The sequence below is a fragment of the Bacillus sp. AM 13(2015) genome, assembly GCF_001518755.1.
Classification (GTDB): domain Bacteria; phylum Bacillota; class Bacilli; order Bacillales; family Bacillaceae; genus Bacillus; species Bacillus safensis.
In genome coordinates this window covers 1-21,350 of sequence record NZ_LKCP01000062.1, presented here as the reverse complement: position 1 = coordinate 21,350, position 21,350 = coordinate 1, and the positions used below count along the sequence as shown (strand labels likewise).

At 43.0% G+C, this 21,350-nt stretch carries 24 protein-coding genes and 1 pseudogene; 2 read left to right on the top strand and 23 right to left on the bottom strand.

What is annotated here, in order from left to right:
• The 5 genes and pseudogenes from lpdA to AOQ70_RS10630 form a co-directional block, all read right to left on the bottom strand.
• The gene (gene lpdA / locus AOQ70_RS10650; protein ID WP_059376226.1) at nucleotides 1-1,380 is read right to left on the bottom strand and encodes a dihydrolipoyl dehydrogenase; all 1,380 of its coding nucleotides are present in this window, start codon (nucleotides 1,378-1,380) and stop codon (nucleotides 1-3) included.
• Between the two features lie 18 nt (nucleotides 1,381-1,398).
• Nucleotides 1,399-2,538 carry a dihydrolipoamide acetyltransferase family protein gene (locus AOQ70_RS10645; protein ID WP_059376215.1) on the bottom strand — a complete coding sequence of 380 codons (1,140 nt, stop codon included), beginning with the start codon at nucleotides 2,536-2,538 and terminating at the stop codon, nucleotides 1,399-1,401.
• Nucleotides 2,539-2,555: 17 nt separating this feature from the next.
• The gene (locus AOQ70_RS10640) at nucleotides 2,556-3,593 is read right to left on the bottom strand and encodes an alpha-ketoacid dehydrogenase subunit beta (protein WP_008346887.1); all 1,038 of its coding nucleotides are present in this window, start codon (nucleotides 3,591-3,593) and stop codon (nucleotides 2,556-2,558) included.
• 20 nt (nucleotides 3,594-3,613) lie between these two features.
• Nucleotides 3,614-4,590: pseudogene (locus AOQ70_RS10635) on the bottom strand (thiamine pyrophosphate-dependent dehydrogenase E1 component subunit alpha).
• Between the two features lie 200 nt (nucleotides 4,591-4,790).
• Nucleotides 4,791-5,264 carry a SprT family protein gene (locus AOQ70_RS10630; protein WP_059376213.1) on the bottom strand — a complete coding sequence of 158 codons (474 nt, stop codon included), beginning with the start codon at nucleotides 5,262-5,264 and terminating at the stop codon, nucleotides 4,791-4,793.
• A 99-nt stretch (nucleotides 5,265-5,363) separates the two neighbouring features.
• Here AOQ70_RS10630 and cmpA point away from each other — a divergent pair, with 99 nt between their 5' ends.
• On the top strand, nucleotides 5,364-5,498 hold the full coding sequence (gene cmpA, locus AOQ70_RS19590; RefSeq protein WP_008346893.1) for a cortex morphogenetic protein CmpA: 135 nt from the start codon (nucleotides 5,364-5,366) through the stop codon (nucleotides 5,496-5,498).
• Nucleotides 5,499-5,517: 19 nt separating this feature from the next.
• Here cmpA and AOQ70_RS10625 read toward each other — a convergent pair whose 3' ends face one another.
• The 14 genes from AOQ70_RS10625 to acpS form a co-directional block, all read right to left on the bottom strand.
• Nucleotides 5,518-7,677, bottom strand: coding sequence for a Tex family protein (locus AOQ70_RS10625; protein ID WP_059376210.1), 2,160 nt, complete (start codon nucleotides 7,675-7,677; stop codon nucleotides 5,518-5,520).
• A 76-nt stretch (nucleotides 7,678-7,753) separates the two neighbouring features.
• Nucleotides 7,754-8,353 carry a PP2C family serine/threonine-protein phosphatase gene (locus AOQ70_RS10620; protein WP_039176718.1) on the bottom strand — a complete coding sequence of 200 codons (600 nt, stop codon included), beginning with the start codon at nucleotides 8,351-8,353 and terminating at the stop codon, nucleotides 7,754-7,756.
• A complete protein-coding gene (sigB, locus tag AOQ70_RS10615; protein WP_024427378.1) occupies nucleotides 8,353-9,141 on the bottom strand; it encodes an RNA polymerase sigma factor SigB in 789 nt (262 codons plus the stop codon). The genes AOQ70_RS10620 and sigB overlap by 1 nt, the downstream gene beginning before the upstream one ends.
• Complete coding sequence (gene rsbW, locus AOQ70_RS10610; protein ID WP_039176716.1) at nucleotides 9,107-9,595, bottom strand: anti-sigma B factor RsbW; 489 nt, start codon at nucleotides 9,593-9,595, stop codon at nucleotides 9,107-9,109. The genes sigB and rsbW overlap by 35 nt, the downstream gene beginning before the upstream one ends.
• The gene (locus AOQ70_RS10605) at nucleotides 9,592-9,921 is read right to left on the bottom strand and encodes an anti-sigma factor antagonist (protein ID WP_017358393.1); all 330 of its coding nucleotides are present in this window, start codon (nucleotides 9,919-9,921) and stop codon (nucleotides 9,592-9,594) included. The genes rsbW and AOQ70_RS10605 overlap by 4 nt, the downstream gene beginning before the upstream one ends.
• Nucleotides 9,922-9,980: 59 nt before the next feature.
• Nucleotides 9,981-10,988 (bottom strand): PP2C family protein-serine/threonine phosphatase, encoded by a 1,008-nt coding sequence (locus tag AOQ70_RS10600; RefSeq protein WP_039176714.1) that lies wholly within the window; start codon nucleotides 10,986-10,988, stop codon nucleotides 9,981-9,983.
• 10 nt (nucleotides 10,989-10,998) lie between these two features.
• A complete protein-coding gene (locus tag AOQ70_RS10595; protein WP_024425390.1) occupies nucleotides 10,999-11,400 on the bottom strand; it encodes an anti-sigma regulatory factor in 402 nt (133 codons plus the stop codon).
• A gap of 2 nt (nucleotides 11,401-11,402) precedes the next feature.
• Nucleotides 11,403-11,771 (bottom strand): RsbT antagonist protein RsbS, encoded by a 369-nt coding sequence (rsbS, locus tag AOQ70_RS10590; protein ID WP_003214235.1) that lies wholly within the window; start codon nucleotides 11,769-11,771, stop codon nucleotides 11,403-11,405.
• Between the two features lie 4 nt (nucleotides 11,772-11,775).
• Entirely contained in the window at nucleotides 11,776-12,606 is an 831-nt protein-coding gene (locus AOQ70_RS10585; protein ID WP_039176712.1) for an RsbT co-antagonist protein RsbRA, read from the bottom strand.
• 116 nt (nucleotides 12,607-12,722) lie between these two features.
• Nucleotides 12,723-13,073 (bottom strand): type II toxin-antitoxin system endoribonuclease NdoA, encoded by a 351-nt coding sequence (ndoA, locus tag AOQ70_RS10580; RefSeq protein WP_024425388.1) that lies wholly within the window; start codon nucleotides 13,071-13,073, stop codon nucleotides 12,723-12,725.
• A 4-nt stretch (nucleotides 13,074-13,077) separates the two neighbouring features.
• Nucleotides 13,078-13,359, bottom strand: a complete 282-nt coding sequence (locus AOQ70_RS10575; protein WP_003214273.1) for a hypothetical protein — start codon at nucleotides 13,357-13,359, stop codon at nucleotides 13,078-13,080.
• A gap of 294 nt (nucleotides 13,360-13,653) precedes the next feature.
• Nucleotides 13,654-14,835: an alanine racemase gene (alr, locus tag AOQ70_RS10570; protein WP_058837377.1), complete on the bottom strand. Its 1,182-nt coding sequence runs from the start codon at nucleotides 14,833-14,835 to the stop codon at nucleotides 13,654-13,656.
• A 140-nt stretch (nucleotides 14,836-14,975) separates the two neighbouring features.
• On the bottom strand, nucleotides 14,976-15,992 hold the full coding sequence (locus AOQ70_RS10565; RefSeq protein ID WP_087975235.1) for an outer membrane lipoprotein-sorting protein: 1,017 nt from the start codon (nucleotides 15,990-15,992) through the stop codon (nucleotides 14,976-14,978).
• A 160-nt stretch (nucleotides 15,993-16,152) separates the two neighbouring features.
• Nucleotides 16,153-16,518: a holo-ACP synthase gene (acpS, locus tag AOQ70_RS10560; protein ID WP_059376208.1), complete on the bottom strand. Its 366-nt coding sequence runs from the start codon at nucleotides 16,516-16,518 to the stop codon at nucleotides 16,153-16,155.
• 94 nt (nucleotides 16,519-16,612) lie between these two features.
• Here acpS and AOQ70_RS10555 point away from each other — a divergent pair, with 94 nt between their 5' ends.
• Entirely contained in the window at nucleotides 16,613-17,218 is a 606-nt protein-coding gene (locus tag AOQ70_RS10555) for a rhomboid family intramembrane serine protease (RefSeq protein WP_059376206.1), read from the top strand.
• A 54-nt stretch (nucleotides 17,219-17,272) separates the two neighbouring features.
• Here AOQ70_RS10555 and AOQ70_RS10550 read toward each other — a convergent pair whose 3' ends face one another.
• From AOQ70_RS10550 to AOQ70_RS10535, 4 genes are all read right to left on the bottom strand, one after another.
• Nucleotides 17,273-18,769 (bottom strand): PH domain-containing protein, encoded by a 1,497-nt coding sequence (locus AOQ70_RS10550; RefSeq protein WP_059376203.1) that lies wholly within the window; start codon nucleotides 18,767-18,769, stop codon nucleotides 17,273-17,275.
• Complete coding sequence (locus AOQ70_RS10545) at nucleotides 18,759-19,238, bottom strand: PH domain-containing protein (RefSeq protein WP_024425383.1); 480 nt, start codon at nucleotides 19,236-19,238, stop codon at nucleotides 18,759-18,761. Before AOQ70_RS10545 ends, AOQ70_RS10550 begins: the two co-directional genes overlap by 11 nt.
• A 112-nt stretch (nucleotides 19,239-19,350) precedes the next feature.
• The gene (gene cshA / locus AOQ70_RS10540; protein ID WP_024427371.1) at nucleotides 19,351-20,850 is read right to left on the bottom strand and encodes a degradosome RNA helicase CshA; all 1,500 of its coding nucleotides are present in this window, start codon (nucleotides 20,848-20,850) and stop codon (nucleotides 19,351-19,353) included.
• A 165-nt stretch (nucleotides 20,851-21,015) separates the two neighbouring features.
• Nucleotides 21,016-21,350, bottom strand: a 335-nt coding sequence (locus tag AOQ70_RS10535; protein ID WP_059376199.1) for a hypothetical protein, incomplete at its 5' end; no start/stop codon positions are given.

The following is a 21,350-nucleotide window of genomic DNA, read 5'->3' as shown; positions in this document are numbered from 1 at the left end:
TCAGCAGTGCACCGCTCGTCCATTTGTTTGCAGCAAGGCTTCGTGAATCGCCTCAGAGAGTGTCGGATGTGCCGCAATAAACTGCTCTAATGTATCAGCTGTCAACTCTGTATGCATCATCACTGCCGCTTGTCCAATCAGTTCTGTGGCATTTGGCCCGATAATGGATACACCTAAAATTTCTTGATATTCCGGTTCTACAATGACCTTCACTTGACCAGCTGGCTGATTTAAAATGAGTGCTTTTCCATTTGCAGAAAATGCGAATTTCCCTAGCCGAATCTCCCCATATTGTTTTCTAGCACTCTCTTCATTTAAACCGACACTCGCGATTTCTGGAGACGTGTAGATGCACCTTGGAATCACTTGTTCATTGACCTTTACATCTTCACCTGATGCATGTGATGCCGCAATCGTTCCTTCATGAAAAGCAGCATGAGCAAGCTGAACACCGCCTGTCACATCACCGCACGCATAGATATGCGGGAGATTGGTTTGCATATGCTCATTGACGCAGATGCCGTTTCTGTCAAATTCTATGCCGACCTGCTCAAGATTCAGCTCTCCCAGCCTCGGCTTTCTGCCAATGGCGACTAAACAATGATCGGCCTTGATGTCACAGCGCTCTCCATGATCCTTCTCAACCACCACTTTTTTTGAGATTGCATCAAGCTGTTTGACTGTTGCTGATGTCAAAATCTCCACACCAGCTTTTTGAAGCTGATCGTGAAGACAGTTAGCGGTATCGTGATCTTCTTCAGGTAATATGTGTGCTGCCTGTTCAACCATGACAACCTTTGATCCCATTCTGCTAAAGATGCTTGCAAACTCACAGCCGATCACCCCTCCGCCAATGATACAAAGCGAATCTGGTATTGAAGGGAGCGTCATGGTCTCCTTACTATCAATGATCCACTCCCTGTCAAATGGGGCGAATGGTAAAGCAGCAGGTTCTGATCCTGAAGCAATTATGATTTGTCTTGCTTGAATGATGTCTGATTTCCCTTCACTTTCTATCAATAGCTCATGTGCCGAAAGAAATGATGCTTTCCCATTTAACACGGTGATTTTGTTTTTATTCATCAAATAACGAACGCCATCAGTCAGCTGCTTGACGACTGACCGCTTCCGCTTTTGAACAGCTTCCCAATGAATGATAGGCTCCTTTTCTGAAAGCTCAATTCCAAAATGTTCTGCTGATTTCACATGCTCGTACATATCGGCGCTTTGTAAAAGTGCTTTCGTTGGGATACAGCCTTCATTCAGGCAGGTACCTCCTAACAGGCCTTGGTCGATTAGTACAACCTCTCTGTCAAAACGGGCGGCTGTTATTGCCGCCACATATCCTGCTGGCCCGCCTCCTATAATGACTAGCGTCATGGTCATTTCACCTTCTTCCTATAAAAGAATGGATACTGGTTTTTCTAAATAGGCTTTAACAGTTGATAAAAATTGTGATGCCGGCGCCCCGTCCAGCACGCGATGGTCAAATGTCAGACTGAGTGGCAGGATCGTCCCTTTACATAATTCATTCCCCTGATAAACAGGCATGTGATCCGCTTTTCCAACGCCAAGAATACCTGCTTCCGGCGGATTTAAAATCGGGGTAAAATGTTCCACACCATAGGCACCTAGGTTAGTGATTGTAAAGGTAGAGCCTTCAATTTCATCGTGGAGAAGTTTGCCTTCACGTGCTTTTTTGCCATACGATTTGATACTCTTCGCCAGCTCAATAAGTGAAAGCTTTTCCGCATGCCGAATAACAGGTACTGCCAGCCCGTGATCTAAAGCAGCAGCGATTCCAAGATGTACATGCTCAAAAGTTTCGACTCTATCATGTTGATATTGACTGTTCATTGCAGGGTGCTTTTGCAGAGAAAGAATCACTGCTTTGGCTACAAAATCGGTCATGGTTAATTTCATATCGTGTTGTGCTCCAGCTGTTTCGTTCAACTCAGACTGTAAAGCTGTAAGTTTTGTCACATCCGCTTTCATCGTTATTGTTAATTGTGCACTTGTTTGCAGGCTTTCCATCATTCGCGAGGCAATGGTTTTCCGCATCATGCTGACTGGCTGATGCTTTGTTGGTTCATTGTGTTGTTTTTCTTTTTCTTTTTCATCAGGAAGTGCCCGAAGCACATCCGCTTTCGTGATTCTCCCATCTGGACCTGTTCCCACTAGTGTATAAATATCCAAATTAGCACTTTGAGCAAACTTACGTGCAACAGGGGAGATTTTTATTCTCTCTTTCTTTTGTTTTGGCGGCAGGTCTTTTTCTTTCTTTTCCTCGACCTGTTCATTTCTTTCACCGATATAGCAGATGACCGTGCCAGGCGGTACACCTTCTCCCTCAGACACTTTTATATCCAATATAGTTCCTTCTGCAGGTGATTCGATCTCCATTTCAATTTTTTCAGAGTTGATGCTTGCAATGCTTTCCCCTTTATTCACGGTCTCTCCGATCTCTTTATTCCAGACAGATACCGTTCCTTCTTTCATTGACATGCCCAATTTCGGCATCACAACCTCGACAGCCATCTCCCTCTCTCCTTTCTTTAGTTCAAGATCTTGTCATGACTTTTTCCAACCATCTCTAAGACAGTGTTCACAACCTTATCAGGTGTCGGCAAATATATATCTTCAAGCGGTGGTGAAAATGGGACCGGTGTATGAGGAGCCGTCACTTTTTTGATTGGAGCGTCGAGTAAATCGAAGCCTTTATCCGCAACCAGAGAAGAAATATCTGCGGCAATTCCGCATCTTGGATTTGCTTCATCCACAATGACAAGCCGATTTGTTTTCTCTACTGAAGTCAGAATGGCCTCTTCATCGAGCGGCGACAAGCTTCTAGGATCAATCACCTCTGCTTCAATTCCTTGCGCAGCTAATTGCTCTGCTGCTTCGAGTGCTGTATGAACTTGTTTGCCTACTGCAAAAATGGTCACATCTGAGCCTTCTCTTTTCACATCTGCTTTGCCAAGCGGCAGCGTGTAATATCGCTCCGGAACATCTCCTGTAATATTGTAAAGCGTTTTGTCTTCAAAAAAGATGACAGGGTCCTGATCCTCGATGGCTGCCAGCAGCAATCCTTTGGCATCGTATGGTGAAGAAGGCACCACCACTTTCAATCCAGGGATGCTTGTAAATAACGCATACAAGCTTTGCGAATGCTGAGCAGCTGCTCTAAAACCCGCTCCATGTGTCGTTCTGATTGTGATTGGCACCTCTGCTTTTCCGCCAAACATGTATCGAAATTTAGCCCCTTGATTCAGCACTTGGTCCAGACAGGTCCCGATAAAATCATTAAACATGAGCTCCGCAATTGGCCTTAGCCCTGTGGAAGCAGCTGCCATGGCCGCACCTACATAGCCAGCTTCACTAATCGGTGTATCAAGGACTCGCTCACGTCCAAACTCCTGAACGATTCCTTTCGTTACACCGAGCACGCCGCCCCATGCTTCATCATCTTGTAAGTGATCTACATGAGCGCCTCCAGCAACATCTTCCCCCATTAAAATGACATCCTCGTCTCTTCTCATGGCAAGCTTAATCGCTTCATTCAATGCACTAGACATGCTGATTTCTCTTGTCATTTTCCTCTCCTCCTTCTGATTTATTGATACGAAACATACACGTCGGTCAATAATTCGGTCTGATCTGGATATTCACTTTCTTCACTGAATTGAACGGCTTCATCTATCGCTTCAGTTACTGCCGCTTCAATATTTGATAGCTCTCCATTCGTCAGCAGCTGCTGCTTGATCAATTCATTTTTAAAAAGAGTGATCGCATCCCTCTCTTCTTGATGTTCTGTTTTTTCTTGATTGGTTTTGTAACGCTGGGCGTCTCCTTCGAAATGGCCATAATTCCGATATGTCATGCATTCAATCAATGTCGGACCTTCTCCATTTTTCGCTCGTTCAATTGCTTGTTCTGCGGCTTGATAAACGGCCATCACATCTTTTCCATCTACCTGAATCCCGGGAATGTCATAACCGGCGGCTCGATCGACGATTGATTTGCAGCTTGAAGCATAGGAAAATGGTGTAGCTTCTCCGTACCCATTGTTTTCTGCGATGAAAATGACGGGCAGTTTCCAGATGGCCGCGAGATTGATTCCTTCGTGGAAAGTCCCTTGATTGTTTGCACCATCTCCAAAAAAGCAAACGCTTACATTTTCTGTCTTTTTATATTTGGCTGTGAGGCTGCCCCGCACGCAAGAGGAAAGCCGCCTCCAACAATTCCGTTGGCACCAAGCATTCCTTTATCAAAATCTGCAATGTGCATGGATCCGCCTTTGCCTTTACAAAGACCTGTGGCTTTTCCATAGATTTCTGCCATCATTCCTTTTAGATCACAGCCCTTCGCTATACAATGGCCGTGGCCGCGGTGGGTACTTGTAATACTGTCTTTTTCATTCAGATGTGCACAGACTCCTACGGCAACAGCTTCTTCGCCAGCATAAAGATGGACAAACCCTGGCAAGATTCCTTTTGTAAAAAGCGCGTGTACTCGATCTTCAAATTGACGGATTTCCTGCATTTTTTGATACATCCATACGGCTTTTTCTTTAGACAATGCCATTTCCATTTGGTAAAACCTCCTATCCTTTTTTGCTTGCACTTCTATACAAGCAAAAATCGTGCCAACATGAAGATACATGAACACTTTGGCTTTGACCGAATCACACCGATGAAAAAAGAGACAAAATGAGACATGCGTCTCTTTTTGTCTCCATATGTCCACACATCTAATGGAACAAAAAAAGCATCCCCTTAGAGGAATGCTTATCATAATGAATCGGTTGTACGCTGCCACTTTAATTTCCCTTTGCAGACGCCGCATACATAACGAGAGGTATCAAACCGTCTTTTTCTGATAAAAGACCGGCCGCATCCTGTGCAAATGTATTCATGGCGTTTCCCCGCACGTCGCTTCTTTTGTACGGTCTTAAGCGGTGTACAAAAACGCGGGGCTTCTACTTGTTTTAATAACGCTTTAAAATCACGGTCGCGATGCTGATAGCCCTTTCCCTCAAGATGTAGATGATAATGACACAGCTCATGCTTGATGATCCCGATTAATTCTTCTCGTCCATGCTCCTCTAGGTATCGGCGGTTCAGTTCGATATTGTGTGTACCAAGTAAATATCGTCCGCCTGTCGTTTTTAACCGTTCATTAAAAACAGCCTGATGGCGGAATGTCTTGCCAAAGAACTGCTGGGAAATGTGCTCTGTTAACTGCTGTAACTCTCTCTCGTTCAATCAAGATCGTTCCTTTCTATAAAAACCTCGAACGGGACAATTTCCCCTATGCATACATTGAAGATACACCCACTGTTTCGATCAAAGGAGGAATGGGCGATGCCCAACTGGCTGAAAAATCAGATGCAGAAGGCATTTTATGAGAAAAATCATTATCAAATCAAATTGCTGAATCAATGCTGGTACTTTTATAGAAAAAAACATTCAGTCACATCAAGGCACACCCCATCCTAAGGTGCGCCTCGTTTTTTGTTTACTCTGGTTTCAACATGGAGAGGGCGACGCGGCCTTTTGCCTGGTCAACGGAGTCCACCCATACGGTCACAATGTCACCAACTGATACAACGTCAAGCGGATGCTTCACAAAACGATTGCTTAGTTTGGAAATATGCACAAGCCCATCCTGCTTTACGCCAATATCAACGAATGCGCCGAAGTCTACGACGTTTCTTACCGTACCTTGCAGCTCCATTCCTTGCTTCAAGTCTTCCAATTTCAATACATCTGTTTTGAGCAGCGGTTTTGGGACTTCATCCCGCGGATCACGCTCAGGTCTTGTGAGCTGATCGATGATATCTTGAAGTGTAATTGTTCCAATATCTAGCTGTTCTGCTGCTTCGTCCAGTTTCACTTCAGCAATTTTCTCTTTTAACTGCTCTGTGCCAAGATCGTCTGGCGTCATGTTGATCATGCGTAAAAACTGTTTTGTTTCTTTATAGCTCTCTGGGTGAATGCCTGTACGGTCAAGCGGATCTTGTCCGTCTGTAATACGCAAGAAACCGATACACTGCTCATATGTTTTAGCACCGAGCCTTGGAATATCCTTCAATTCTTTTCTGCTTGTGAATCTCCCAATCTCTTCGCGTCTTTTGATGATATTCCCAGCGACGGCTTTTGAAAGGCCTGATACATATTGCAGCAGCGCCTGTGAGGCGGTATTGACGTTTACACCAACTTGGTTGACGACTGTTTCTACCACAAAGGTTAACGAGCTGTTTAATTGCTTCTGGCTGACGTCATGCTGGTATTGGCCCACACCAACAGACTTCGGATCAATTTTCACGAGCTCTGCTAAAGGATCTTGTAATCTTCTAGCGATTGAAATGGCGCTTCGTTCTTCAACTTGCAGATCTGGAAACTCCTCTCGTGCCAGCGCAGATGCGGAATATACACTTGCTCCTGCTTCATTCACGATCAAATAGGACACCGGCTGATCCAGCTCTTGAATCAAGTCTGCAATGAATTGTTCGGTCTCTCTTGAGGCTGTACCGTTTCCAATCGCAATGACTTCAATGTTTGATGATTGAATGATCTCTTTCACTTTTTGTTTCGCTTCCGCTTTTTTCTGCACGGGCGGATGCGGGTAAATGACGCCAATATGATGGACTTTGCCCGTATCATCCACGACGGCTAATTTGCAGCCTGTCCGAAATGCGGGATCGACTCCAAGTACACGCTTCCCTTTCATCGGCGGTTGAAGCAGCAGTTTTCTTAAGTTTTCAGCAAAAATATGAATCGCTTGTTCCTCTGCTTTTTCTGTCAGCTCTTTTCGTATTTCTCGTTCGATGGAAGGCTGAATGAGACGTTTATATGCATCATCGATTGCTGCTTCAATAAACGGTCTCGCCGTCGTCTGTTTGCCTTTTAGAACTTGTTTGTCGAGATAGAAGCGAATATTTTCAGCAGGTGGTTCGATGGCTGCCTTTAAAATGCCCTCTTTCTCCCCACGGTTGACCGCTAGTACACGGTGCGGGACAATCTTTTTGATTGGCTCTTGATAATCGTAATACATTTCATAGACGTTTTTCTCATCGCTTTCGACGTCTTTTCCTGATGTGACCAGACTGCCCTTTTGGTACGTTTCACTGCGAATCCATTTTCGCATATCAGGATCATCTGCCAGTTGTTCAGCAATGATGTGCTGCGCACCCTCAAGTGCCTCTTCTACATTCGTCACTTCTTTTTCTTCGCTAATAAAAGCAGCTGCTTTCTTCTCGATCTGATCGCTTGGCAGCGTAAGTAAATATTCCGCTAGCGGCTCCAGCCCTTTTGCTTTGGCTACATTCGCCTTTGTTTTGCGCTTTTGTTTGAATGGCCGGTATAAATCTTCGACCTCTTGCAGTTTATGAGCTTGTTCAATTTTCTGTTTTAATTCATCGGTTAGTTTGTCTTGTTCAGCAATTAAGCGAATGACTTCTTCTTTTCGGTTCGTGACATTTTGGATATATGTATAGCGCTCTGAAATGGTTTGAATTTGCACCTCATCCAGTGAGCCTGTCTGCTCTTTCCGATAACGGGCAATGAACGGGACGGTGTTGCCATCCTCTAAAAGCTTGATCACACTTTCAATTTGTTTCGTTGAAAGCTTTAATTCTGTCGCAATTTGTTTCAATAAAAAGTCAGATGTCTTCATACTTTGCATCCTCTCACTGTGTCTTCTCTTTTAGTGTATCAAAAAAACCGGCAAAACAGAAAAAAGGTCAGCTATTTTACGTGAGCTGACCAAGTACATAGGTGAGATCGTCCTTTTTGTCTTGTGTGTATGTTTCAAGCTGTTTGGCGATGTCTTCAACTGAATGTCCATGCTTTAAACACATGCGCATGTTTGGCACATTCAGTCCGTCTGAATACATAATGAATATCGATCCTTTTTCGTAGGAATAGGTGTATGTTTTATATTTTCTAGGTTTGCCTGATAAGTATCCTGATGTCGGAAGTGGATAAATATAGTCGCCAGAAGGTGCATTCAAGATAAAACGAATATTACCAACCGAACAATAGGTAAATTGCTGCTGGGAAAAATTCACCTTTAAGATCGCAGCTGTGGCACCGCGTTTATTTTTCATGGCCTGATTGCATCTGTCGATGAGGGTCGCCACATCCTCATGTCCATATTCTTCGACAATTTCGCTGACTAAAGAAGATGATTCATTGGCGTACTGGCCGCTGCCTAATCCGTCTGCTACAGCACAAATTAGTTCTTCATCATCTGCTTTAATAAAAAAACTGTCCCCACAGCATGGTTTTCCTTCTTTATTCGATTGATAGATAATGGCGTTTACATGCTCATGCTGTTCAATCTGTTTCATTACCCTAGCTCCATAGACGCATCTTCTGATAATGCATCTCGCAGTTTTTTCACTGCCTTCCGCTGCAGTCTCGATACATGCATTTGGGATATGCCGAGTAAATCGCCTGTCTCTTTCTGACTCTTATTTTGCAAGTAAGTCAGATTGATAATCTCTTTTTCTCTATCCGACAGCACATGAAGCACACTCTCAAGCATCATTTTTTGGTTCACACGTTCGTAGCCTTCTTCCTGTGAGCCGACAACGTCTAAAATCGTCACAGTACTTCCTTCAGAATCAGCCTCTACGCCTTGGTCAACAGACAGTGCTTGATAGCTTTTGCCCATCTCCATGGTTTCAAGTACTTCTTCTTCTGTTACATCCAGATATTCTGCAATTTCTTGGACTTTAGGTGATTTCTGTGTCTCTGTTGTCAAATGATCGACTGCCATTTTGATTCTTGGTCCAAGCTCTTTGATCCGCCTTGGTACATGGACACTCCATGTCTTATCTCGTAAAAAGCGTTTGATTTCCCCGATGATGGTTGGAATAGCAAAGGCTTCAAATGATTTACCGACGAGCGGGTCGTATCGTTTAATGGCGCCAAGTAAACCAATCATTCCAACTTGTCTGAGATCCTCATGAAAGCTTTTTCCTTTAGAATATTTTTTCGCCAGCATATCAACCAAGTTTGTATAGCATTCGACCAGCGTGAGCTGCGCCTGCTCATCTTGATTGGTTTGATAGCTTTGGATGAGGCGATCTACTTCATCTTTAGTTAGTTTCATAGTTTTGGATGGTTGTGTCATGGTCAACTCGCTCCCTGTTTAAAAACTTTGTCATCGCCACGGTAACTCCGGAGTTTGCTTGCACCTCGACTTCATCCATCAATGTTTGCATTAAGTATAAACCAAGACCTCCTTCTGCCAATTGATCCACCGTATGAGCAGATGTGTACGGTCCCAAGTCTTCCTGTTTTTGCTTAAAGTCAAAGCTACCGCCTTTGTCAGCGACAATGATTTCTAGACGATCCGCGTAGACAAGAAAGCGAACAGCTACCTCTCCATCTTCACCGTCTTCACCTTTGTAGGCATGCTGAACTGCATTTGTACAGGCCTCACTGACGGCAATTTTTAAGTCTTCAATCTCTTCATAGGCATAGCCCATCCGGCTCGCTACGCCTGAAAGAGTCAAACGAATGATGCCTACATATTCTGGTTTTGCCGGTATTTTCATCTCGATTAGATCTACTGATTCGTTCATTGTACCCCACCCTCTGACTTTGCAGAAATGTCAATGATGTCCTTTAATCCAGTGATTTCAAACAACCTTACAAGCCGTTCTGACAAGTTCTCAAGCTTTAATGTTCCACCTGCTTTTTGAGCCGCTTTAAACAGCCCAACGAATACACCTAAACCTGTACTATCCATATACGTAACATCCTTTAGACAGATTTCAAGATGCTCTCCCGCCTCTGCTTTAGGCATGAGCGTTTCTCTTAGCTGAGGAGCGGAGTACACATCGATTTCTCCGCTGACACTGATTTTCGTTTTTTGATCTATTTGATGCTCTTTTACAGACATATTCATTATGCATTCACCTCGAAATTCTTGTTTCCTAAAGTTTTATATACCCGCATGTTCACTTTCTAAACCTTTCTTTTGAGAACAAGTAAAGTAAAGTCATCGTGCAGCTGAAAATCCTGCAGTTTGAGTAAGCTGGCGTAGATGGCATCCACCATTTCTTGAGCTGAGTAGGATAGGTGCTCTGATATGAGTGCTTTGATGTCTTCCCGCTCTAGGAAACCGTCCTCTGACTTGGATTCTGTGACCCCATCAGAGAATAAGATCACCATGTCTCCTATGTCTAAATGCTTCTCATACTGTCTGTAATCAAAGTCTGGTGCAATCCCGAGGACAAGCCCTTTCGCCTCTAAATCGTAAAATTTGTCCTCTTTTTTGCAATAGAAAAAGCCCGGCTCATGACCAGCCGATGCATATTTAAACTCATGCGTTTCTTTATTATAGCTGCCATAGAACATTGTGATAAACATACTTGGATCTACGTTTTGCTCGACAACACGATTCAGGGTTTTCAGCACCTTTGTTGGCCCGCTCCCTGACTCTGGTAAGGAATCCATCGCATATTTAATCATCGACATACAGAGCGCAGCCGGGATTCCCTTTCCAATGACATCTGCGATCGCGATATTGATTGTATCGTGATCCGTTACAAAGTGGTAATAATCTCCACTCATCTGTTTTGCCGGTACACTAATCGCACCAATATCAAAGGTATCTCCTTCTGGAATTTTCGTTTCCAGAAGGGTTTGCTGAACATTTGCAGCAATTTCGATTTCAGATTTTATTTCTTGCTGGATGCCTCTGAGTGTTAAATGTTCTTGGTAGGCAAGTCCGTACCCAATCATGACTTCAATTAAGAAGTCTAGTGAATGAAAAACATCTTCCGGCAAATCAGGGTAAAGCTCCTGAATCACTTTTCGGTGAACACTCACTATTTCTTCAGGAGGTATTTGATGCTCAATGGTTTTACGGCTAAATTTTTGAGCTTGATAAAGCGATGTTTCAGTTAAATCACTGATATAACGACTGAGCAGCTGATGGTACCGCTGCTCCATTACCTCCTTAAAATCCATGGTTTCCCTCCTAGCGAAGCCACTTAACAGCTTGTATCTCCGTTCCTTGTTCTGGTGCAGAGTCTAATTTAAATTCATCCATCAGTCTTCTGACACCCGGAAGACCTGCTCCGAGTCCGCCTGATGTTGAAAATCCGTCTTCCATTACTTTACGTATATCCATGATACCCGGGCCCTCATCGGCTGCGATGACTTTGAGTCCACGCTTTCCGCGCTCCATCACTTCGTCTATACAAATCTGACCTTTACCAGCGTATAAATAGATGTTTCGAGCTAATTCTGAAATGGCCGTCGTAATTCTTGCTTGGTCAACTGTTCCAAATCCAAGTTCTTTTGCAACATTGCGCCCCAATTGTCTTGCTGCGACTATGTCCCATTCCGTCAATATTCTTACACAGGATTGGTCTTTCATATCTATTCCCCCAATTCCCGCTTCAGTGTCTCAAGCCCTTGTTCAAGATCTAGTGCTGTCTGAATTTCTTCAAGCGATATTCCAAGTTCAATCAGCGTCACAGCGACTGCTGGCTGTATTCCTGTTAATACAACTTTTGCCCCCATGAGCTTGGACATCGTGATGACATCGCCTAATACCTTTGCAATAAAGGAATCAATCATGTCGACAGATGTGAGGTCAATGACAACACCGTTTGCTCCTGTTTCATGAATTTTATTCAGCAAGTCTTCTTGAAAGTGGAGAGCTGTCTGATCATCAAGCTCCCACTGTATTGAAATCAGAAGACAGTTATATAATTTTAAGATTGGAATCTTCGGGTGATTTCTCACTAGGTTATCCCTCCAATGAAACAATTTTTCGATTTGTCATTTCCAAAGCAGTTTGAATTCCTTTTTGAAGGGTATTCTTTGTTGTAACTTGAGATAAATCAATTCCAAGGTTCACAATGGTTTGGGCTATTTCTGGGCGAATACCGACAAGCAAACACTTCGCACCTACTAATCTCACAGCCTCAGACGCTTGAATGATATGGTGGGCTACCATTGTATCAACAACAGGGACACCCGTAATATCAATTAAGACGACCTGTGAGCGATGTTTGACGACACCATTGAGCAGGTTCTCCATAATTTTTTTCGCACGATCTGTATCAATTGTTCCAACAAGCGGCATGACGGTGATGTGCTCAAATACAGGGATCAGCGGGGCAGAAAGTTCCTGCAGCGCAATTTTTTGAAGGCTGACTGTTTTCTCCCATGAGATGGAATACTGGTTTAAGATCTCGTTATGAATTGGTGTGATGAATTGGTCGATTTGCCAGATGAGGTCATGACTTTCTTCTGTTGTATCTTTGTCATCGTTCATTTTTTGATATAAATGTGTACGGATTTCAGTTAGACCATTTGCCAGTAACTTAAGTGATATACCCATTTGAACAATGTTTAAAGCAAGAGTTTGCACTTTTTCTTCAAAATCCTCATTATACCCCTCTGAAAGAGATGTAATGATTAGTTGAACATATTCCGAACAGATGGTTTCATACATTTTGTCGTTCAGCATCATGTCCGTTTCTTTTTCTCCGAGTCGTCTAAAAATGTCCGTCCACTCTTTTTGTAATTCCTCTTGATGCTCCCTTGCGAAAGCTAACACGATATGATTCGACATGTTTTACCCCCTACGTACATAAACAGCACTTCTTTTATTCTTTCTTCATTATAACGTTAATAAAAATTGAACACAAAAAAAAGTTGCTCTCACGAGAGCAACCAAATCTCACCATATTAAAAATCAATAAGAGCCAAACTAACTTGTAAGGCTTCATCAACCTTCTCCATCATCTCATCATCAAGATGTGTGATTTTATCTGTCAATCTTTGTTTATCGATTGTACGAATCTGCTCCAAGAGAATGACAGAATCTCGTTCAAAGCCGTAGCGCTTTGCATCAATTTCGACGTGAGTCGGTAATTTCGCTTTTTGTATTTGGGCTGTTATGGCTGCAACGATAGCAGTCGGGCTGAAGCGATTTCCAATGTCATTTTGAATCACCAATACTGGGCGAACCCCGCCCTGCTCGGAGCCAACAACAGGAGATAAATCAGCAAAGTAAACATCACCGCGTTTAACAATCAAATGTTTAACCCCCGCTGACTAATCGCTCAACTGTATTCTCAGCCTCAAATTCTGCGTATTGTGCCTCTGAAGAGATATTCAGATTAATTTTCGCCATCTCCATGTAGCCGCGTCTCATCGATTCACGATTTTGTCGAATATTACGTTCACGAATATACGTTTTTGTCGCTCGGTAGATCAATTCATTTCTTGTTACCTTATCCTGCTCTGCTACTCGTTCGATTTCAGACATCAAAGCCTCCGGTAGTCGAATCTTCATTTCGTTTGTTGCGCTGGATTCAGACAAAAAACATACACCTCCACAAAACTTACGGATACCGTTTCGATCCATTCCAAGACTAATCATACCATTATTCAATGCGCAAGCAAAGCTGTTTTTTCATGATTTCTTATTAGAACATGAAGCGGCTGTTCACCCGTAAATCAAAGATGATAATGGAGTTCCTCTTTCACATTATACGCTTTTTTCCGAAAATCATACGGTATTTCCAAAATCTCTAAAAAAGGGAGAATGTTTACCCCTTCTTTGTAGAATAAAAAGGAACGATGTCAGTTTGACGATCGTTCCTGTGAAAGCTGTTTAGAAAAAGCTTGGCCCGCCTTGAAGCAGCGGATTCCACACATGCACCCTTTTGCCGTCCTCTATATATACTCTTGGGACGCGGTGTCCAATGGAGCATGTGACTTCATAGTTAATGGTTTCAAGCCTTTTTGCAATTTCATCGACTGATACCATTTCTTCACCTTGTCCACCAATCAAAACGACTGGCTCCCCTACTGGAAGGTTCTCTTTCAGTTCAACCATGAATTGATCCATACATACCCTTCCGGCAATCTTCCGGCGCTTTCCGCCAACAAGTACTTCCGTGCCTGCCAGCTTCCGGATCCACCCGTCTGCATAGCCGACTGGTACCGTACCGATCCACGTATCTTGATTAGCTGTATACGTCGCCCCATAGCTGACACTCTCACCCTTTTGAATGAGCTTTACATGGGCAAGCTTTGTATGAAGCGACATGGCTTCTTCCAGCTTGAAAGGAAGTTCATCTTTGATTTCCTCTGACGGCGACAGCCCGTACATACTGATGCCGAAGCGAACCATATTAAATAAAACTTCTTTAAACCTTAATCCTGCTGCACTATTGGCACAATGAACAAGCAGTTTTTCCGTATGAAGCGGCTGAAGCAAGGTTTGAAAGGTGTCGACCTGCCGATCAAAATAGTTCTCATCCTTTTCATCCGCGGTCGCAAAGTGAGTAAATACTCCTTCCAGCTGTAAATAAGAATGCTCGCTGACAAGCTTCTTTACTTCATTCACTTGCTCTAACGTTTTCACACCTAAACGGTTCATTCCGCTGTCTATTTTCAAATGAAAACGAATGGGTTGTCCCATCTGCCCTTTCACCATATCGACGACTTCCCTCAGCCACCTGGTGGAGTAAGCGGTCATAATTACATTGTATCGAACAGCGGTTTTGACATACTCCGGCGGTACTGCGCCGAGTATAAGAATCGGTGCTTTGATACCTTTATTTCTTAAAGAAATGGCCTCATCTAAAAAGGCTACAGCTAACAAGTCTGCACCTGCTTTGAGGGCAGCTCTTGCCACTTCTATATCTCCATGTCCATATGCATTGGCTTTCACAACAGCCATCAGTTGAACATTTTGACCGATATGATCTTTCATATGTGAAACATTGTGCTTGATTGCTGTTAAATTAATTTCTGCCCATGTGTCTCTATAAAAGGCATTTGTGTCCATCAGTCACACTTCCCTATTGAATGATTCAATCCCCTCATATGATACTAAAAATCAAGAATAATGTGAAACAAATCAAAGAAAATCAGCCCTTGCACAGGGCTGATGCTTCATTTATTAGGCTTTCGGCCTGAGAACCTCATTTATTTAGCTGACTGGCCTTCTACACTCTTTGCGACCATCAACAGCTCTTCCTTCGATAGATCACTTGAGGAAATTAAGTAGTCAACTCCGTCAGAAGTCCATGAGAGAGATTGATCTGTCAGAACCCCTACTGTCATACCAAGATCGACCGGCTCGCCGTTCATCGTGACAGGCGTAGATGCTTCCGCTACTCTCGCTTTTTCCTGGATGAGTGTGAAGGATTTCTTGCCGCCGTACGTAATCACATAACGCTTCCCAGCATCTGTTGTCATTTCTTTCTCTTCCATCTTCTTCACGCCTTCTGGCATATCAACTGGTGTTTTCACCGCAAAGCTGTCAGATGGGTCTGCACTTGTGGCAACATCCATTTGAGAGAGTGTCATGTTTTTCTTCTCATCAAATGCATCTTTGTCAAAGGATTTATTGAATTCAAAGTGAGAGAATTCCACTTTCACCATTGGCTTTTTGTCGCTATCCAGCACTTTTACACTGGCAGGCGCCATTGTTTTCTTATGAAAGGTAATCTCTTGGGTAGGCAGCATTTGATTGTGCTGATAATTGGTCTTCGTTTCGAATACATACTTTGACTCTTTCGCTTTGAACTGAGCTGCACTGTCATTCTTAATGTCCTTGACGAGTGATTCGAATAAATAGACTTGACTGCTATTATTCGGCCAATCGCTATGGAAACGGAAGCTCTTGTTCAATGAAGGTGTCAGCACAAACACACCATTGCCGTTTCTTAAAATGACTTGACTCTGATCCTTTTTCGGATTTTCTAAATAGACACGGTAAAGCTCCGGCTTTTTGTACCAAATTTCTACCTGGTACTCCTGCGGGTCATTTCCTGTCTCAATGGTCATTTTTGCTTTGGCTTTGTATGATGTCATTTCCTCTGCCTTTTTGTTTAAATCTCCAACGATATCCTGCTGAGATTTTTGACCGCATGCGGAGAGAATCAGTACAAAAAGGATTCCCGTTACAAGCAAAACAAAGCTTTTTCTCACCCTTTTCAACCCCTTCGTTAATTGTGTTAAAAGGAAGAAACCGCTTGTTTGACTTTAACAGTACGCCTCAAGAGTTAACTGCGTACCGCGAACCATCAAAGCCTGTTAGCAACTCGCCCTTCCTTATCGCACTACCCAATATATGAAGGGGGGACAAACAATATGCAGACTAGCTTGACAACCTTTCAATTAAAACTTGTGCAGCAGCATATTCCTTTGTATGAGTAATGGACACATGAACCTGATCTCCCTCCGCTTTCTCGCTTTTGATGAAGGGTTTTCCATTATCGTCTTTTTGAATGTCTATGTCATGAAAGCTTAAATACTGACCGATTCCGGTTCCGTATGCTTTAGCGAAAGCTTCCTTTGCCGCAAAACGTCCTGCCAAAAATTCCAGCTGTCTTTTTTCACTGAGTGTACGAAAGACATCCTGTTCACTTAAAGTCAAAATTCGTTCTGGTAAACGGGGCTGTCTGCTGAGCACTCGCGATAGTCTGTCGATCTCTACAATATCAATGCCTATTCCTTTGATCATGAGGTACCTCCTATGATACTCGTACTAATTTGAGTGTTCTCTTCATAAACGTGTTACTATAAACTTACCATTATCTAGTCAAAAGGGGTTTGTTATGTTTATTCGAACGGAGAGCTTTCAACAATTTATTAAATCGTATCCAATCGTAACAGCGATCCTCGCTTTACAAATCGGCCTGTGGCTTATATTTGCGATTCCTATCCCTATTATACAGCTTGGACAGGATCATCTCGTCGGTTTCAACTATGGTGTAGCGGCTGGGGAATGGTGGCGGCTCGTCACACCTATTTTTCTCCACGGAAGTCTCACGCATATTTTATTTAATTCTATGTCCCTTTTCTTATTCGCCCCAGCGCTTGAACATTTGCTAGGGAAGGTTCGATTTCTAATCATTTATCTTGGTGCAGGGTTCATTGGCAATCTCGGGACCTATTGGGTGGAGCCTTTGGAGTATGTACACGTTGGCGCTTCTGGTGCGATCTTTGGTTTATTTGGGGTGTATCTATACCTTGTCCTATTTAAACCGCACATGATGGACCGCGGCAATTCACAAGTGATTTTAACGATTCTTGCTGTTTCTGTCATCATGACCTTCGTCAATTCGAACATCAATATCATGGCTCACTTGTTTGGATTGATCGGCGGTATGATTCTAGCACCTATTACGCTGCTTTTCCATTCGAAAAAAAGACGCTATTAATCTCATAAAAAATGTCGATCACTCCTTGAGCTGGAGCTGATCGACATTTTTCGTTTAAGACGATTGATTTTTTTCATACGAATACCAATCAAATACACGTGCAGCATCTTCTTCCTCAAGGTGATGCACACCAAAGGAATCAAGCAGCGCGGAGGATTTTACAAAGGTGTGAATACTTGCGACCCGGCCTTTCTTTTGGAAAAAAGATTGCGTCATCGTATAGTTTTGCATTCGTTTTCTCAAGACAATGCCAGTGGTCTTGCCAATGCCTCTTGATGTCAGTTGAATCAATGAATCTTTGATTGTATATCCTGATTGTTTATAAGCTAAATAGCCAAAGAATAGAGCAAGTGGTAACGGAATGAGTCCCAAATATCCCCATGGCGGAAAGCGCACCGACAGGATAACACCTACAAGTAACGGCACAAAGCCATATGAGATCAGGTAGCGTTTGAGTGAACGCTTTGGCACCTTTTTCAGCTCTGTTTCTGGTGCAACATGATAATGATCCGTGAATTGGGACAGCAATTCATTTATTTTTTTCTTCCGAATGAGCGGAAATAAGACGGAAGAGGTTTCTTTCTCTGTAATCGAACCGCCTGCACTAACAAGCATCACTGTCGCAAAGCCAAAAGGCTCACGGATAATATTCTCTTTGATTTTCACTGCTTGAATTCTCGCAAGTGGAATGGTCATTTGATGTCTCTCGATGAGACCTCTTGTAATAATGATGTCATTCCCTTTTCGCTTTGCAGCAAAATTCGCATACTGAAGCGCTGTTACCCCAACACTCAGGATCCACGCGATCAATACGGCAAGAAATATCAAAATCGCATAAATTTCAACGCTCGCATGACTTAAAAAAGAGAACTTCTTGAAGAACCCGTCCAAAGGGAGAATTTCATCTATTTGCGTGTAAATGGCAAGACACCCGGATATAATGACCCCGATACCGCTTGAAGTGGTCGCAGCCAAAAGCAATTCTGGCACACCCATACGATAGGAGACATTGATTTCTTCCTGCACAGGTTTCTGGGCAGCCAAATGGCCATGCAGCTCTCCTGCTTCATCCGTCATTTCTTCTTCCTGCAAGCTTTTCTTCCGGTTGAAAATCGACTGCTTTAATTGTTCCGCTTCTGCTTTTGTAATAGCGGTCAGGCTCACTTCTGGACCATCCGTACCGCCTGCCGTTTCGATTTGAACCCGCACTAAACCGAAAATCCGTTGGAAAATACCTTCACTTGTATTGACTGTTTGAATTCGTTCTAACGAGATATATTTTTTCTTTTTCGTGATTACACCCGATTCCACACGAAATTCATCGTCTTCCATCCGGTAGGTGAATCGTCTCCATTCTAAAATGGTATATACGGCTTTCCATAAAAGAAGCACACCAAGAATGATAAATGCATAAAAGCGAATGCTCGAATTCGAGTTCACAAAAATCAACACGAAAAAAGGGATAATGAAGTTTTTAATCATGGATACAGCATCTGATATAAAATCAATGAACATCGAGATAGGATGTACACGTTTTGGTTCAGACATCATCTTCCGTCACCCTTGCTAAACGAGATATGTAATCACGAAGCTCATCTGCCTCTTCTAATTCTAGCGCCGGTATATCATGAACTGTGGCAGCAGTCGAAATTTGAACAGAGGCTAAACGGTAGCGCCTTAAGAGCGGCCCTTGAGATGTATCAACATGCTGAACACGAACCATCGGCACAATCACACGTGTGACACGAATGAGTCCATGCTGTATTTCAATTTCATTTTCAAATACTTCGTAGCGCCAGATGTGATGGCGGATTTTTGGTATGAGCCAAATGCCAAAGATGACCTGTAAGACCCATAAACCAGAAAGGATCGCTCCAATCCAATATGGCCATTGAAAATAGTAGCTAGCAACAAATACCCCAATGATGATGAGTAAGAAAATCAATGAGATAATTCCATTTTGAAGACGCCATACCTTTAAACCATTTAGACTAATTTGACGTTGCGGCTGTTTTCTCACATTCTTCCCCCATTCTCTTACTTTTCTATCAATATATTACGTAACAAAGCCTAAAAAGTTTCAATTTTAGCCTGTTAAAAAAAGCGAACCCTGCAAAGGATTCGCTCTTGTATTAGTTGTTATAAGATTTCTTTTGACGACGATCGTTAGAAGAACGATTGCGGTCATTTGAAGAACGCTTTTTATCACCATAAGATGAACGGCTGTTCTTGCCTTTTCCACGGTAGCCTCCGCCACCGCCGCCGTCTCTGCGTTTAGAAGAGCTGCGGTTGTTACGATGACGTTTTGAAATCATTGGTGCTTCATCTGTCAAACGAACAGGCGTTGCATCCGGCTCTTTTGTCATCATTTTGATAGCAGCTGCAACCACTGTTACAGAATCATGATCTTCCAGCAATTCAGCAGCAGCTGTCATGTAGAAGTTCAAGTTGTTTTCACTGATGATCGTGCGTAGACGGTCAACTGTTACTTGCTGTTGTCCTTCAATTGCCTCATCAAGTGTAGGTTCTTTCATACGATCCATTTTACGTTTAGTCGTTTGCTCAATCGCACGAAGCATATCTTTTTCACGTGGTGTGATGAATGTCATCGCCATACCTGTACGTCCAGCACGTCCAGTACGTCCAATACGGTGTACATAGCTTTCTGGATCTTGCGGCACGTCGAAGTTATACACGTGTGTGACGCCTGAGATATCAAGTCCACGTGCTGCAACGTCTGTTGCGACAAGCACATCGATTGAACCTTCTTTGAATTTACGAAGCGCAACCATACGTTTTGCTTGAGTCAGGTCACCATGAATTCCTTCAGCTGTATAACCTCTTAGGTTAAGTGCTTCAGTCAATTCGTCAACACGGCGTTTCGTACGGCCGAAGACAATTGAAAGCTCAGGTGATTGAATGTCAAGAAGACGAGTCAATGTATCAAACTTCTTACGTTCGTGAATATCCAAATAGAACTGTTGGATGTTAGATACAGTCATTTCTTTCGCTTTTACTTTTACGTGTTCTGGGTTTGTCATGAAACGCTCTGCAATGCGCTTAATTGGTGCAGGCATTGTCGCAGAGAATAAAAGTGTTTGGTGTTCACTTGGTACATTTGAAAGGATCGCTTCAATGTCTTCGATGAAACCCATGTTTAGCATTTCGTCTGCTTCATCTAGCACGACTGTTTCAACATTTTGAAGACGCATTGTACGACGGTTAATGTGATCGAGTAAACGTCCTGGAGTCCCTACGATGATATGAGGATTTTTCTTGAGCGAACGGATTTGACGGCCGATATCTTGTCCACCGTAAATAGGAAGTACGCGTGCACGCTTGTCTTGGCCGATTTTATATAGCTCTTCAGATACTTGAATCGCTAATTCTCTTGTTGGCGCAATGATAATCGCTTGGATATTTGGAGACGCTGGGTCGATTTTTTCAACCAGAGGAATACCAAATGCTGCAGTTTTTCCTGTACCTGTTTGTGCTTGTCCGATGACATCTTTATTTTGAAGACCAAGAGGAATCGTTTCTGCTTGAATCGGTGTTGCTTCTTCAAATCCCATGCGGTTAATAGCCTTCATGAGACTTTCGCTTAATTGAAAATCTTGAAACGTTATAGTCAATTTATTCAAACTCCTTCTAATTGCTGTTTCAGTAATCTCGTGAATGATCATTAAAAACTGCCCTTTTCTGAAAGGACAGGTCCATTATATACAAAGCCCGAATTACCCTACCTTATATCTTACCATTACACTATTTGTTTTTCAACAAGACAGAAATGGATATATCTACTGCTCTACAATGACAGATTCACCTTCACTTTGATCTCCGTCCATCCATTTCCACTTTTCAAACAGTTGAATTTTTCCGTTATCCAGCTGCTTAGGAGTGGAGTCGCAAGACCCGCTTCTTATGCCGCCGTCCTTGCTTACATGGTGGTATCTAAAATGAAGTGTTCCATCCTCATTCACAGTTCCTACAAGTACGCCAGATATAATACTGCCGCCTTGATATGTGCCCGTTAATATATTCCCGTCCTGACGATATTGAAATATGGTTCCTGCTGATACTTCTCCGTTACTCGAATTAGACTGCGGGACAAAGGTTTTTCCGTCATATTGAA

Coding starts and splice junctions, on each gene's coding strand:
- AOQ70_RS10555 (WP_059376206.1), top strand. CDS start 16,613: ATGTTTATTCGAACGGAGAGCTTTCAACAATTTATTAAATCGTATCCA.
- AOQ70_RS10605 (WP_017358393.1), bottom strand. CDS start 9,921: ATGAATATGTCTGTAAAAGAGCATCAAATAGATCAAAAAACGAAAATC.
- AOQ70_RS10595 (WP_024425390.1), bottom strand. CDS start 11,400: ATGAAAGACCAATCCTGTGTAAGAATATTGACGGAATGGGACATAGTC.
- AOQ70_RS10600 (WP_039176714.1), bottom strand. CDS start 10,988: ATGGATTTTAAGGAGGTAATGGAGCAGCGGTACCATCAGCTGCTCAGT.
- AOQ70_RS10550 (WP_059376203.1), bottom strand. CDS start 18,769: ATGATGTCTGAACCAAAACGTGTACATCCTATCTCGATGTTCATTGAT.
- acpS (WP_059376208.1), bottom strand. CDS start 16,518: ATGATCAAAGGAATAGGCATTGATATTGTAGAGATCGACAGACTATCG.
- sigB (WP_024427378.1), bottom strand. CDS start 9,141: ATGACACAACCATCCAAAACTATGAAACTAACTAAAGATGAAGTAGAT.
- AOQ70_RS10640 (WP_008346887.1), bottom strand. CDS start 3,593: ATGACAAGAGAAATCAGCATGTCTAGTGCATTGAATGAAGCGATTAAG.
- AOQ70_RS10585 (WP_039176712.1), bottom strand. CDS start 12,606: ATGTCGAATCATATCGTGTTAGCTTTCGCAAGGGAGCATCAAGAGGAA.
- AOQ70_RS10620 (WP_039176718.1), bottom strand. CDS start 8,353: ATGAAACAGATTGAACAGCATGAGCATGTAAACGCCATTATCTATCAA.
- cmpA (WP_008346893.1), top strand. CDS start 5,364: ATGCCCAACTGGCTGAAAAATCAGATGCAGAAGGCATTTTATGAGAAA.
- lpdA (WP_059376226.1), bottom strand. CDS start 1,380: ATGACGCTAGTCATTATAGGAGGCGGGCCAGCAGGATATGTGGCGGCA.
- AOQ70_RS10645 (WP_059376215.1), bottom strand. CDS start 2,538: ATGGCTGTCGAGGTTGTGATGCCGAAATTGGGCATGTCAATGAAAGAA.
- rsbW (WP_039176716.1), bottom strand. CDS start 9,595: ATGAACGAATCAGTAGATCTAATCGAGATGAAAATACCGGCAAAACCA.
- AOQ70_RS10625 (WP_059376210.1), bottom strand. CDS start 7,677: ATGAAGACATCTGACTTTTTATTGAAACAAATTGCGACAGAATTAAAG.
- alr (WP_058837377.1), bottom strand. CDS start 14,835: ATGGACACAAATGCCTTTTATAGAGACACATGGGCAGAAATTAATTTA.